Here is a 13,126-nt window from a genome sequence, read left to right on the forward strand (position 1 = left end):
GAGGGGAGATCGATGCGGGCACGGCCGGGCAGCCTCGCGCTGTTGCTGTCGGGACCGGTCCTGGTGGCGGCGTACGCGGCCGTCAATCACGCGGCGATCAGCACGGCCTCGCGGGCCGCGGGCGGGCGGATCACGTCCGGCGGGCTGACCGCGCTGGGCGCGGACCTCTGGTGGGTGGTCAAGGGCGTCGCGCTGGTGGCCGGGCTCGCGGCGGCCGGGCTCGCCGTGGTGGGCCTGCTGCTGCGCCGCCGTGGCCGGGGCAGGAGCCCGCTGCTGGTCCTGTCGGGCGTCCTCGTCGTGCCGTACGCGCTCGGGGTCGCCGTCGCCCTCTACAACCCCGTGCCGAGGCTGGCGGCGTTCTACCGCAGTCCGGCCTTCGCGGACGCGCTGCCGCCGTGGCAGGCGGGCTCGGCCCTGCTCCTGCTCGCGGCGGCCCTGGCCCAGGCGGTCGGCGCGGTCCGTACGGCCGCCCGGGCGCACGGCGCGGCGTCACCGTCCGCGCGCTGACGTCCCGTCCCCGGGGCAGCGGTCGTTCACCCAGGTGGTCCAGCCCTGGCGGACGCCGCCCGCGCCGGTCGCGGCCCACCCCTCCGGCGGCGGCCCCGCGTCGGGCGGTACGACGGCCGTGCAGACACCGGCCGGCGGCGTACGGTCGTAGTGCTCGACCTCGGTCCAGGAGACGCGGTAGGACAGCGGGACCCAGACGTTCCACCGCACCCGCCGGTCCACGGCCACGCGGCCGGGGGCCGTGAGCGCGGGCAGCCAGTCGGCCCCGGCGGCGGCGGGCGCGGACTTCGGGGCCAGGTCGGCGGCGAAGGCGACGTTGATCACCGCGAGCACCGCCACGACCGCCGGCCAGGCCCGGCGGGCCGTCAGGAGGGCCGCTCCCGTCAGGGCCGCCAGCAGGGCGAGCGCCACGGCCGAGGCCGCGACCAGGTCGAACGAGTCCCGCACCCGGGTGAGGAAGATCACCTCGGGGAAGTCGAACGCGATGTAGGCCGAACCCCGCAGCCGGTCCCCCGCGTACCAGGCCACCACGCCGCCGGTCGCCGTGAGCAGCCCGGCCGCCGCCAGCGTGTGCCATACGACCGCCCGGCGACCGGTTCTGGCCAGCACGAGCAGCCCGGCCAGCGTCCAGGCGAGCGCCACGCAGGCCAGGTACCGGCCGTAGGCGTGGTTGCCGACCCGGTGCTCGTCGGGCAGCGCGGCGGAGGAGGCGTACGCGATGCCCAGGGTGGTGGCCAGCAGGACGGCCGCGAGCAGGCGGTGCGGCCCGGGTGCGGACCGTCGCGCCACGAGGGCGGCGGCGCCCGCGAGCCCGACCCCGGCGAGCCCCCAGGTGGCCGCGATCAGGTACCAGAGCTGCCCGGCCGCCCCCGCCAGCGCCCACGCCTGCCCGGCCAGCCCGCCCACCCGTTCGGCCAGCAGGCCCGACAGGTCACGCGCCCCGCCCGGGTACAGCGCCCCGGACAGCACCCGGTTCAGCAGCACCCCGGCCGCCGCCACCACCCCGGCGACCGCCAGCCCGGCCACCGCGCCCGCGCGGCGGCGGGCGACGTACAGGCCCGCCAGCGCCAGCACGGTCACCGCCAGGACGACCGTCCCCCGCAGGTGCACCGCCATGGCGTACGCGCCGAGGCCGCCCGCCAGCGCGCCCGCCCGAGCCGACCCCCTGGCCGCCAGGTCGTGCAGCGCGACCAGCCACGCCAGGACGACGGTGGGCAGGATCGCGTCGGCCAGCGCCAGCCCCGAGAACACCAGCAGCGACGGCGCCAGCCCGCCCGCGAACGCCGCGACCGTCGCCGTCCGCCCGCCCGTCCCGAGCCGCCGCAGCAGCAGGTACGCCAGCGGGAACGCCCCCGCCGCCGCCATCGCCCCCACCACGACCACCAGCCGGTAGGCCACCACCGGATCCCGTACGAACCAGAGCACCGGCACCAACACCAGCGGATAACCGCCCTGGTAGAAGGTGGACCCGCTGAGATCGGCCCCCGGCCCCCCGGCCAGCCAACGGGCGGCGATCAGATAGCCGGTCTCGTCCGGGTTGGCCACGGGCCCGGCGTGCTGCCGGAACAACCAGAGCCGCAGCGCGACCTGCGCGGCCCACCCGGCCGCGAGCAGCCACCACGTACGCGACCGGCCCCCGCGCCGCCTCAGCGGGACAGGGGCCGGAACACGGACCATGGACATCGTCATGGAATCCCCCTTGAAGTCGGGGGAAGTCCAGCAAAAGGCGGATAATCCGGCCGTAACCGGATCCGGTTATGCGGACGTCACACGCGCCTGAACGCACCTCGCACGTGCACCGGAACACCCTTGCCGAGCAGTCCGGGCAGCACCTCGGCCACGTTCATCGGCATGCGCACGCAGCCGTGCGAGGCCGGGTAGAGCGGCACCGACAGCGCGCCGTGGAAGGCGATGCCGCCGTTGAAGAAGATCGGGTTGTACAACTGCCCCAGGTACGACTTGTGCCAGCCGCTCGCGCGCCACGTGGTGCGGAAGTCGCCGGTCGGCGTACGGGCCGAGCCGCAGAAACGCTGCTCCTTGCCCTGCCAGGTGGTGGTCTCGCAGTAGGGGACGCCGCTGCCGGAGGAGACGTGGGTGATCAGCTTCACCTGGCCGCCGACGTAGAAGACCATGATCTGCTTGGTCAGGTCGACCTCGGCGCGGGTGGGCTTGCCGTTGCGCACCAGGACCTTGGGGGTCTTCGGCTGCTCCAGCGCCTCCCACGTCCCGCGGGCGATCGTGCTGGTCGGCTTGATGCCGTTGACCTTCTGGAAGGCCCAGACGGCGGCCAGGGTGGTGCCGCCGTAGCGGCCGTCGGCCTTGCCGGGCAGGTAGCCGAGGGCGGCCAGGCGCCGCTGGAGCCAGGCGACGGAGGTGCCCTTGGCGCCCAGCTTCAGCGTCTTGCGCGGCGCCGCGACGGGCGCGGCGGCAGGCGCGGCGGCGGGTGCCGCGGCCGGGCCCGCCTGGGAGCCCGCCGTGCCGGTCGTCGTACCGGTCGTCGCTGTGGAGAGGGGCGGCGTCGCGGCGGATGTGACCGGCTGCGCGCCGCAGCCCGTGAGTACGACGGCTCCAGCCGTCAACAGAGCAGCCATTCCGGGCAACCGTCGAGCCCCCACCCGTACCACCTCTCTTTATCACGAAAAATCCGGATCGAAGGACCCTACACCACCTACCATGAACAGGTAATAAGGCGGTCAACCTGTTTAGAGTGTCCTCATGTCTGAGAAGTTGCCGTCGAACGCCGTCGTCGTGGAGGCCGCCCTGCGCGCGCTGGGGGCCGCCGGGGAGATCGTCGTCCTGCCCGAGAAGGCGCCGACCGCGGCGACCGCCGCCGCCCAGCTCGGCTGCGAGGTGGGCGCGATCGCCAACAGCCTGATCTTCGACGCCGACGGCGCGCCGCTGCTGGTCCTGACCAGCGGCGCCCACCGCGTGGACGTCGAGCTGATCGCCCGCACGGCGGGGGTCGACCGGGTACGCCGGGCCACGCCGGAGTTCGTCAGGGCCGCCACCGGCCAGCCGATCGGCGGTGTGGCCCCGGTCGGCCATCCGGCCCCGGTCCGCACCCTGGTGGACAACTGGCTCGGCAAGCATGAGGTGGTGTGGGCGGCCGGCGGACACCCGCTGACGGTGTTCCCGACGACGTTCGAGGAGTTGGTGACGATCACCGGCGGCGCCCCGGTGGACGTCGAGTAGTGTGCGACGGGTGATCGAGTTTCGCGGGGCGGGGCCCGCCGAGTTCACCGAACGACTGGACACGGTGATCGACATTTACACGGCGGCGATGAACCCGCCCCCCGAGCAGATCGCCGGCCGCAAGACAATCATGCGAAATCACGGCACATATCCGCATTTCCAGTGCTATTTCGCAGAATTGCGGGACTCGTCCGGTGAAACGCCCCCGCAGACCGTCGGCTTCGCGTACGGCTTCCGCGGCACGACCGGGCAGTGGTGGCACGACGTGGTGATCAGGGCACTGGCCGACCACGCGGGCGAGCAGGCGGCGCATGCCTGGATGGGCCACGCCTTCGAGCTGGCCGAGATCCACGTGCACCCCGACCACCAGGGCAAGGGCGTCGGCCGGGCGATGATCAGGACACTGTGCGCCGGCCGCGCCGAGCGTTCGGCCGTGTTGTCCACCCACGACCGTCCCACGGCGGCCCGCCACCTCTACGCGAGCATGGGATTCGCCGACCTGCTGACCCGTTTCGTCTTCCCCGGCGGCCACGAGGAGTACGCGATCGTGGGCCGCCCGCTCCCCCTCGGCTGACGCCGGCCCACATCGCCGCAGGTAAAGCCAGCACTTGCGGGGTTTGCCGGGCCATGCCCAAGGGCATCTTGATGACGGAAAGTGACGGACACGTTACCTAGTGGATACCGCCCCCTGCCCGTCACCCGCCCGGTCCCCCTGCGGGCGGGTGGCGGGACTCCGCTCGTGCCCGTCGTACCGGTCAGGCGGTCGCGGCGACCGGCGTCAGGCGCTGGAACACCTCACGCGAGGCGCTGGAGCGGTTGAACGTGATGAAGTGGATGCCCGGGGCGCCCTCGTCGAGCAGCCGCTGGCACAACTCCGCGCCGTGGTCGATGCCGAGCGCCCGCACCGCGGCCGGGTCGTCGGCCACCGCCTCGAAGCGGGCCGCCACGTCCGGCGGGAACGGCGCGCCCGACAACTGCTCGGAACGCGCGATCGTGCTCATCTGGGTGACCGGCATGATGCACGGGATGATCGGCGTCTCACAGCCCTGGGCCGCCACCCGGTCGCGCAGGCGCAGGTAGTCGTCGGCCTGGAAGAACATCTGGGTGATCGCGTAGTCGGCCCCCGCGCGGCACTTGCGCACGAAGTAGTCGGTGTCGGACTCGATGGAGGCCGAGCGCGGGTGCTTGTAGGGGAAGGCGGCCACGCCGACGCAGAACTCGCCCGCCTGCCGGATGAGGCGTACCAGCTCCTCGGCGTAGAGCACGCCCTCGGGGTGCTGCACCCATTCGGCGCCCGGGTCGCCGGGCGGGTCGCCGCGCACGGCCAAGATGTTGCGCACCCCGGCGTCGGCGAAGCGGCCGATCAGGTGGCGCAGCTCACGCACCGAGTGGTTGACCGCCGTGAAGTGCGCCACAGGGGTGAGCGTGGTGTCATGGGCCAGCCGCTCGACGATGTCGACCGTGCGGTCGCGGGTCGAGCCGCCGGCGCCGTAGGTCACCGAGACGAATGTGGGCCGCAGCGACTCCAGCTCCCTGATCGCCTTCCACAACTGCCGCTCGCCCTCGTCGGTCTTCGGCGGGAAGAACTCGAAGGAGAACGACCGGCCACCGGCGGCGAGCAGCTCGCGGACGGTGGGGACACGATCGGGCAGGATGGAGGGTCGACCAAGCGCCATGTGCCAAGCGTACAGGCCGGTGTCCGGATCGGCCGCCCCTAGACCGGGGACCCGACCCTTAGCCGGGGCCCACTAGTCTCAAGGCATGACCACTCACGCCGCGAGCATGGACACCCTGCGCACCCAGGTGGAGCGCGCACTCGGGGAGTTCGTCGAACGGCAGCTGCCCGCCTCCGGCGACGCCGAGCTCGAACCACTCCGCAGCGCCGCAGGCGACCTGCTGGCGGGCGGCAAGCGCCTGCGTCCCGCGTTCTGCTACTGGGGCTGGCGCGGCGCGGGCGGCGCCGACGTGCCGGGGATCTTCACCGCCGCCGCCTCGCTGGAGTTGTTGCAGGCCAGCGCGCTCGTGCACGACGACGTGATGGACAAGAGCGACCTGCGCAGGGGCATGCCGGCCGCCCACCGCCGCTTCCAGACCCTGCACGAGAAGGAGGGCTGGCACGGCTCGCCCGAGCAGTTCGGCGAAGGGGCCGCCATCCTGCTGGGCAACCTGCTGCTGGTCTGGTCGGGCGAGATGTGGCGCACCAGCGGCCTGCCGCCGGCGTCGCTGGCCGCCGCGCAGCCCGTCCACGACCACATGCGCACCGAGCTGATGTGCGGCCAGTACCTCGACCTGCTGGAGCAGGCCCACGGCGAGAACACCTTCGAGTCGGCGCTGCGGGTGGCGCTGTTCAAGAGCGGCAAGTACTCGGTGGAGCAGCCGCTCAGGCTCGGCCTGGTGCTGGCCGCCGGCGCGCTCCACCCCTGGATGGACGAGCTGTGCACCGGCTACGGCCGCCGCGTCGGCATCGCCTTCCAGGTCAGGGACGACATCCTCGGGGTGTTCGGCGACCCGGCCCAGACCGGCAAGCCGGCCGGTGACGACCTGCGGGAGGGCAAGCGCACGATGCTGGTGGCCCGTACCCTGGCCGGGGCCGCGCCGGAGGCGGCCGCGACGGTGCGCCGGCTGCTCGGCGACCCCGCGCTCGACGAGGACGGCGTGCGCGTGCTGCGCGAGATCATCGAGGACAGCGGCGCGCTCCAGGAGTGCGAGGACCTGATCGCCGGCTACCTCGCCGAAGCCCTGGAGGCGCTCGACCAGGCGCCCGTCACGGCCGAGGCGCGCACGGCGCTGACCGGGCTGGCCATCGCCGCGACGTCCCGCAAGACCTGACGCGCCGGAGGCGGGCGCCCGCCTCCGGACGGACGTCCGGTGCCCTCAAGGGGCCGGTTCTAGGGGGTCAGGCGTTTGGCGAACTCGGCCGCCGCCGCCCCCGGGTCCTCCGCGTCGGTGATCGCGCGTACGACCACCACGCGGCTCACGCCGTGGGACATGACCGCGTCGAGGTTGCCGAGGTCGATGCCGCCGATCCCGAACCACGGCCGCGCCGTTCCCAGCGAGGCCACGTGCCGCAGCAGATCGGGGCCGGGCGCGTGGCGGCCCGGCTTGGTCGGCGTCGGCCAGACAGGGCCGCAGCAGAAGTAGTCGACGCCCTCCTCCACGGCCGCGGCGGACGCCTCGGCGGCGGAGTGGGTGGACCGGCCGATGACGATGTCGTCGCCGAGTATCTCTCGCGCGACCGTCACGGGAAGGTCGTCCTGCCCCAGGTGGAGCACGTCGGGCCGGGCGGCGTAGGCGATGTCCGCCCGGTCGTTGACGGCCAGCAGTTTGCCGTGCCGGTCGCAGGCGTCGCGGAAGACTTCCAGGAGCGCGAGTTCTTCGCGTGCCTCCAGGCCCTTCTCCCGCAGCTGGATGATGTCCACGCCGCCGGCCAGCACCGAATCGAGGAACTCTGCAAGGTCACCGCGGTCGCGGCGGCCGTCGGTGCAGAGATAGAGGCGGGCCTCAGAAACCGAGGGCCTGGGCACGCCGCTTGACCTCCGTGTGACGGCCGGCCTTGATCGCCTCGATGGGCGACCCCGGCAGGGACTCGTCTGGGGTGAAGAGCCAGCGCAGCGACTCGACATCGTCGTAGCCGGCGTCCTGCAACACGGTCAGTGTGCCGGGCAGGCCCTTCATCACGTCCTTCCCGTCGAGGAACACCGCGGGCACCTGCGGCCCGCCGCCGCCGCGGCGCACGCCGAGCAGCTTGTGGTCCTTGAGGAGTTGCTTGGCCCGCCCGATTGAGAGGTCGAGGCGCCGGGCCACTTCGGGGAGAGTGAGCCACTCGCTTACGAGCTGGTCGGTCTCCCGGTCGATCTGTGCAACAGAAAGCGTCACGAAACCACAACTACCACATGCCGTCCTTGCTCAAACAACACAATCCCGTAGGGGGACATCTGGATCTACCAGGCGTTCCGTGTCGAGGCGGTGTCCGCCCTCGATGATCCTACGGCCCTGCACGTAGTCCCGGGGCCGGTCGACGGCGAGCACCGCGGCGAGGGTGTCGCCGGGCGTCAGCCATACGGCCGACCACTTGCCCTCGGGCCCGCCGCGGAAGAGCAGGCGGTCGCCGGAGGGGTGGTGGCCGATGTACTGGACCATGTGGCCGAACTGCTCGGACCAGAAGTACGGCGCCGGGTCGTAGACGGCCTCCTCGCCGAGCAGGGTGGCGGCGGCGACCTCGGGCGAGCCGAGCGCGGTGTCCCAGTGCTCGACCCTGAGCCTGGTGCCGTAGCGGCGCGACCACCAGGCGGCGCAGTCGCCGGCGGCGACCACACGGGGCATGGACGTGCGCAGGTGCTCGTCGGTGACGACGCCGTTGTGCAGGTCGATGTCGGAGCCGGCCAGCCATTCGATCGCCGGGCGCACGCCGATGCCGGTGACGACCACGTGGGCCTCGACGAACTCGCCGCCCACCAGGCGTACGCCGCCCTCGTCCACCTCGTCGACCATGGTGTCCAGGCGCAGGTCGATGCCGTCGTACCAGCCTTGGGTGCGGGCGCCGATCTCCGGGCCCACGGCGTTCGCGAGCGGGGTGGGGCCGGCCTCGATCACGGTCACCGCGCAGCCGGCCTTGCGGGCGGCGGTGGCGACCTCGGCGCCGATCCAGCCCGCGCCGATGATCGCCACGCGGGCCCCTGGAACGAGCCTGGCGCGCAGTTCGTGGGCGTCGTCGAGGGTGCGCAGGACGTGTTGCGGGCCGTCGCCGGGCACGGTGATCGGCTCGGCTCCGGTGGCGATGACCAGGCCGTCGTAGCCGAGCTGGCCCTCGGTCGTCTCCAGGACGCCCTCGCGCAGCGCCTTGGCGGTGACGCCCGGCCAGAAGTCCACCTCCAGCGACTCCAGGTCGGCCTCCAGGAAGCTGGAGTCGGCGGCGCCGGACAGGACGGCCTTGGACAGGGGCGGACGGTCGTACGGCCGATGGCGCTCCTGGCCGATCAGCGTGATCCGTCCGGCGAATCCGCGCCCGCGCAGGGCCTCGACGCTGCGCAGCCCGGCCAGGCCCGCTCCCACCACTACGACATGGTTCACGTTCACGACCATAACGGGGGCCGTGCCGGCTCGTCGCGCCGAGGCCGTAGGCTGGAGGCGCAAGACGCGCGGGAGTCCGGCCGTGACCGGGCTGAGAGGAAGGCTTGACCGGGCCTTCGACCGCAAGACACCTGATCCGGATCATGCCGGCGAAGGGAGCGCGGATGAATGTGATCGTGGGCGGCGGGGTCATCGGGCTGTCGGTCGCCTGGCGGCTGGCCCGCGAGGGGCTGCCCGTCACGGTGGTCGACCCGGCCCCGGCGCGCGGGGCCTCCCACGCGGCGGCCGGGATGCTGGCCCCGGTGAGCGAGGTCTCCTACACCGAGGAGCCGCTGCTGCGGCTGGGGGCCGCCTCGCTGGGCCGCTGGCCGGCGTTCGCCGACGAGCTGGCCGCCGACGCGGGCCTGGATGAGGAGTTCGGCGGGAGCGGGCCGGGGGAGGCCGCGCGGCGTGGGCTCGACCTGCGCGCCGACGGCACTCTCGACGTCGCCTTCGGGGCCGACGACCTGGCGGCGCTCGACGAGCTGGCGGCGTTCATGGACAAGCTGGGGCTGCGGGTGGAGCGGCTGACCGGGCGCGAGTGCCGCCGCCTGGAGCCCATGCTGGCCCCCTCGGTGCGCGGCGGGCTGCTGGCCCCCGGTGACGCCTGGGTCGACCCGCGCCGCGTCACGGCGGCGCTGCTGGCCGCGCTCGACCGGCTGGGCGTGCCCCTGGTGCGGGCGCGGGCGGCCGGGCTGCTGCGCGACGGCGAGACCGTCACCGGCGTACGCCTCGATCCCGCCCCCGGTGTCGCGGCGCGGGAGCTCGCGGCCGAGCGGGTGGTGCTGGCCGCCGGGGCATGGAGCGGGGAGCTGGCCGGCGTGCCCGTACGGCCGGTCAAGGGGCAGATCATGCGCCTGCGCTCGCCGCAGCCGCTGCTCGGCCGGTGCGTACGCGGGACGGTGCACGGCGCCCCCGTCTACCTCGTCCCCCGGGGAGACGGTGAGCTGGTGCTCGGGGCCACGCAGGAGGAGCTGGGGTTCGACACCCGGGTGACCGCGGGCGGGCTCCACGAGCTGCTGCGCGACGCCAGGGAGCTGGTGCCGGGCGTCACCGAGCTGGAGGTGGCCGACGTGGTCGCAGGGCTGCGGCCGGGCACCCCCGACAACCTGCCGCTCATCGGGGCCGGCGAGGCTCCGGGGCTCGTGCTGGCGACCGGCCATCACCGGGGCGGGGTGCTGCTGGCCCCGCTCACGGCGGCCCTGGTGACGGCGGGCCTGTCGCCGGGCGCGGAGATTCTGACGGGTGAGGAGGGCGAGCTGGCCGAGCTGTGCTCGCCCGCGAGATTTCGGGAAATTTCATGATTGTGATGATCAACGGCGCCGCGCACGAGGTGGCCGACGGCACGACCGTGGCCCAGGCCGTACGGACGCTGACCACCGCCACCACCGGGGTGGCCGTGGCCGTGAACGACGAGGTGGTCACCCGCAGCACGTGGGAGACCACGGCGCTCGGCGACCGCGACCGCGTCGAGGTGCTGACGGCGGTGCAGGGTGGATGAGCTGATCATCGCCGGGGAGAAGTTCTCCTCCCGGCTCATCATGGGCACCGGCGGCGCGCCCTCCCTCGACGTGCTCGACCAGGCGCTGGCCGCCTCGGGCACCGAGCTGACCACCGTGGCCATGCGGCGGCTCGACCCCGGTGCGCGCGGCTCGGTCCTCGACGTGCTGCGCCGCCGCGACATCAAGGTGCTGCCCAACACCGCGGGCTGCTTCACCGCCGGCGAGGCCGTGCTGACGGCCCGGCTGGCCCGCGACGCCCTGGGGACCAACTGGGTCAAGCTGGAGGTCATCTCCGACGAGCGCACGCTGCTGCCCGATCCGATCGAGACGTTCGACGCGGCCGAGCGGCTGGTGGCCGACGGGTTCGTGGTGCTGCCCTACATCGGCGACGACCCGGCGCTGGCGCGGCGGCTGGAGCAGGCGGGCTGCGCGGCCGTGATGCCGCTGGGCGCGCCGATCGGGTCGGGGCTCGGCATCAGGAACCCGCACAACATCGAGCTCATCGTGGAGGCCGCCTCGGTCCCGGTGATCCTCGACGCCGGCATCGGCACGGCCAGCGACGCCGCCCTGGCGATGGAGCTGGGCTGCGACGCGGTGCTGCTGGCCACGGCCGTCACCCGGGCGCAGCGGCCCGACCTCATGGCCGCGGCGATGAGGTCGGCCGTGGTGGCGGGCCGGCAGGCGCGGCAGGCGGGCCGGATCCCGCGTCGGCGCTATGCGGAGGCATCCTCGCCGACGACCCCGTAAGATCCCCGGAGGGTCCCGGTGCGAGCCGGGCCCCTTCCCCCCGGTCGGAGCCACTCGCATGGGCACGTCTCCGCATCGGTTTCGGGCGGTCGGGCCTTGCGGGTGGCAAAACGCCCGTAAACTCAGGGGGGTGGATAAGGTGACTGCGGACCCCTTGGTCGGTCGGCTCCTCGATGGGCGCTACCGCATCGAGAGCCGGATCGCCCGGGGCGGTATGGCGACCGTCTACCTGGCGCTCGACGTCCGGCTGGACCGCACCGTCGCGCTGAAGGTCATGCACCGCTCGCTCGCCGACGACCCGGCGTTCGTCCGGCGGTTCATCGGCGAGGCCAAGTCCGTCGCCAGTCTGTCCCACCCCAACGTGGTGCACGTCTTCGACCAGGGCACCGACAACGACGTCGTCTACCTGTCGATGGAGTACGTGCCGGGCCGGACGCTGCGCGACATCCTGCGCGAGCGCGGCAGGCTGCCCGCCCGCGAGGCGCTGGAGATCATGATCCCGGTGCTCGCCGCCCTGGGCGCGGCCCACCAGGCCGGCATGGTCCACCGCGACGTGAAGCCCGAGAACGTGCTGATGACCGACGACGGCCGGGTCAAGGTCGTCGACTTCGGTCTGGCCAGGGCCATCGAGGCGACCAACCAGACCCGTACCGGCGTGATGATCGGCACGATCGGTTACATGTCGCCCGAGCAGGTCACCACCGGCGGCGCCGACGTGCGCAGCGACGTCTACGCCGCGGGCATCATGCTGTTCGAGCTGGTGACCGGGCAGCAGCCCTACGACGGCGAGACGCCGATGTCGGTGGCCTACCGGCACGTCCACGACACGGTGCCGCCGCCGTCGGCGCTGGTGCCCGAGGTGCCGCCGCTGATCGACACGCTGGTCGCGCACGCCACGGCCCGCGAGCCCCACGACCGCCCGGCCGACGCCACGGCGATGCTCGTCCAGGCGGTCGAGGCCCACCGGATGTTGCCGCGGCTGAGCACCCCTCCGGCGATGACGGCGGTGTTCAACCAGTCGATCCCGCCGCGCCCGAGCGGCGCGGGCGCGCCGTCGATGCCCATGGCCGCGCCGGCCCACACGCTGATCCAGCCGCGCGCCGAGGTGCCTTCGCCGCCCCCGCCGCCGTCGTCCGCGCCCAACCGTTCGTTCAAGCCCAACTGGTTCCTGGTCGTGCTCGCCGCCGTCATGGTCGTCGCGGTCGGGGTGACCGGCTGGTTCTTCTCCCAGACCAAGTACGTGCAGGTGCCCGACCTGGTCGGCCAGGACATGCTGGTCGCCGAGCGGGCCGCCACGGGCAAGGGCTTCAAGATCCGCAAGGTCCAGGGCGAGTACGACGAGAAGACGGCCGAGGGGCTGGTGCTGCGTACCGACCCCGAGGGCAGGAGCGAGCTGGAGAGCGGCGGGACGATCACGCTGGTGCCCTCGCTCGGCCCCAAGCGGGTGATCGTGCCCAGCGTGAAGGGCCTTACCAGCGACGAGGCCCGCGTCAAGATCGCCGAGGCCGGGCTCACCGTGGGCAGCGTCAGGCGGCTGCCCAACATGGAGGTCGAGCGCAACAAGGTGATCCGCACCTCCCCCGAGGCCGGCGAGAAGGTCAAGGAGGGCGCCAAGGTCGGCATCTTCGTGAGCGCCGGCCTGGTGATGCCCGACGTGACCGGCATGCCCAAGGACGAAGCCGCCGCTTACCTCGGCGGCCAGGGCTTCCAGGTGCAGGTCAACGAGGTCGACGACGACGCCGAGCCGTGCACGGTCATCGCCCAGACGCCGAAGGCCAAGTCCGAGGTGGACAAGGGCACCCCGGCGATGGTCACGGTGTCCCGCTGCCAGACCGACTTCTGGGACTGGTTCAAGGGCGACAACGAGGCCCGCGACGACCAGGAGTTCCGCCTGGTGCCCGCGGTCATCGGCAAGAACGTCAAGGACGCCCAGGCCGAGCTGCAGGCGCAGGGTTTCCGCGTCCGGGTCAACCGGCTGGGCAACGGCGGCGTGGTGCAGTACCAGCGGCCGCTGCCCAACAGCGAGCGGCCGCCCGGCACCATGGTCTGGCTCTGGCAGTAGGGCCGCG

The 13,126-nt window shown here is 73.2% G+C and carries 14 protein-coding genes and 1 riboswitch; of the genes, 8 read left to right on the plus strand and 6 right to left on the minus strand.

The features are described from left to right. The first annotated feature begins 12 nt into the window (after positions 1–12). The gene (locus tag IEZ27_RS16300; RefSeq protein ID WP_189647980.1) at positions 13–507 is read left to right on the plus strand and encodes a hypothetical protein; all 495 of its coding nucleotides are present in this window, start codon (positions 13–15) and stop codon (positions 505–507) included. Here the strand turns inward: IEZ27_RS16300 and IEZ27_RS16305 are convergent. Continuing rightward, the gene (locus IEZ27_RS16305; RefSeq protein WP_189647981.1) at positions 490–2,196 is read right to left on the minus strand and encodes a hypothetical protein; all 1,707 of its coding nucleotides are present in this window, start codon (positions 2,194–2,196) and stop codon (positions 490–492) included. The two genes, IEZ27_RS16300 and IEZ27_RS16305, sit on opposite strands and share 18 nt — an antisense overlap. Before the next feature lie 77 nt (positions 2,197–2,273). Further along, positions 2,274–3,098, minus strand: a complete 825-nt coding sequence (locus tag IEZ27_RS16310) for a L,D-transpeptidase family protein (protein WP_189647982.1) — start codon at positions 3,096–3,098, stop codon at positions 2,274–2,276. Between the two features lie 124 nt (positions 3,099–3,222). Between IEZ27_RS16310 and IEZ27_RS16315 the strand changes: the two genes are divergently transcribed. Next, positions 3,223–3,699, plus strand: a complete 477-nt coding sequence (locus tag IEZ27_RS16315) for a YbaK/EbsC family protein (protein WP_189647983.1) — start codon at positions 3,223–3,225, stop codon at positions 3,697–3,699. 10 nt (positions 3,700–3,709) lie between these two features. Further along, positions 3,710–4,273, plus strand: a complete 564-nt coding sequence (locus IEZ27_RS16320; protein ID WP_229824033.1) for a GNAT family N-acetyltransferase — start codon at positions 3,710–3,712, stop codon at positions 4,271–4,273. 181 nt (positions 4,274–4,454) lie between these two features. Here the strand turns inward: IEZ27_RS16320 and metF are convergent, their stop codons facing one another. Continuing rightward, a complete protein-coding gene (gene metF, locus IEZ27_RS16325) occupies positions 4,455–5,375 on the minus strand; it encodes a methylenetetrahydrofolate reductase [NAD(P)H] (protein ID WP_189647984.1) in 921 nt (306 codons plus the stop codon). An 85-nt stretch (positions 5,376–5,460) separates the two neighbouring features. Between metF and IEZ27_RS16330 the strand changes: the two genes are divergently transcribed. Next, complete coding sequence (locus tag IEZ27_RS16330) at positions 5,461–6,528, plus strand: polyprenyl synthetase family protein (RefSeq protein ID WP_189647985.1); 1,068 nt, start codon at positions 5,461–5,463, stop codon at positions 6,526–6,528. A 59-nt stretch (positions 6,529–6,587) separates the two neighbouring features. Here IEZ27_RS16330 and thiE read toward each other — a convergent pair whose 3' ends face one another. From thiE to IEZ27_RS16345, 3 genes are read right to left on the minus strand one after another with little or no spacing between them, the layout of a single operon-like run. After that, positions 6,588–7,223 carry a thiamine phosphate synthase gene (thiE, locus tag IEZ27_RS16335; RefSeq protein ID WP_189647986.1) on the minus strand — a complete coding sequence of 212 codons (636 nt, stop codon included), beginning with the start codon at positions 7,221–7,223 and terminating at the stop codon, positions 6,588–6,590. Further along, positions 7,201–7,575: an Rv2175c family DNA-binding protein gene (locus tag IEZ27_RS16340; RefSeq protein ID WP_189647987.1), complete on the minus strand. Its 375-nt coding sequence runs from the start codon at positions 7,573–7,575 to the stop codon at positions 7,201–7,203. The genes thiE and IEZ27_RS16340 overlap by 23 nt, the downstream gene beginning before the upstream one ends. Positions 7,576–7,605: 30 nt before the next feature. Continuing rightward, positions 7,606–8,769, minus strand: coding sequence for an NAD(P)/FAD-dependent oxidoreductase (locus IEZ27_RS16345; protein WP_229824034.1), 1,164 nt, complete (start codon positions 8,767–8,769; stop codon positions 7,606–7,608). Positions 8,770–8,827: 58 nt separating this feature from the next. Then, positions 8,828–8,944, plus strand: a riboswitch (TPP riboswitch). On the opposite strand from IEZ27_RS16345, the gene thiO reads away from it, so the two are divergent. The 4 genes from thiO (at position 8,934) to pknB (ending at position 13,119) form a co-directional block, all read left to right on the plus strand. Next, a complete protein-coding gene (gene thiO / locus IEZ27_RS16350; protein ID WP_189647989.1) occupies positions 8,934–10,112 on the plus strand; it encodes a glycine oxidase ThiO in 1,179 nt (392 codons plus the stop codon). Its footprint overlaps the riboswitch before it by 11 nt. Then, entirely contained in the window at positions 10,109–10,309 is a 201-nt protein-coding gene (gene thiS, locus IEZ27_RS16355) for a sulfur carrier protein ThiS (RefSeq protein ID WP_125630631.1), read from the plus strand. Before thiO ends, thiS begins: the two co-directional genes overlap by 4 nt. A gap of 40 nt (positions 10,310–10,349) precedes the next feature. After that, complete coding sequence (locus IEZ27_RS16360; RefSeq protein WP_229824094.1) at positions 10,350–11,057, plus strand: thiazole synthase; 708 nt, start codon at positions 10,350–10,352, stop codon at positions 11,055–11,057. Positions 11,058–11,187: 130 nt separating this feature from the next. Then, positions 11,188–13,119, plus strand: a complete 1,932-nt coding sequence (gene pknB / locus IEZ27_RS16365; protein WP_229824035.1) for a Stk1 family PASTA domain-containing Ser/Thr kinase — start codon at positions 11,188–11,190, stop codon at positions 13,117–13,119. Positions 13,120–13,126 lie beyond the last annotated feature (7 nt).

It is taken from the genome of Nonomuraea spiralis (assembly GCF_014648435.1).
Lineage (GTDB): Bacteria > Actinomycetota > Actinomycetes > Streptosporangiales > Streptosporangiaceae > Nonomuraea > Nonomuraea spiralis.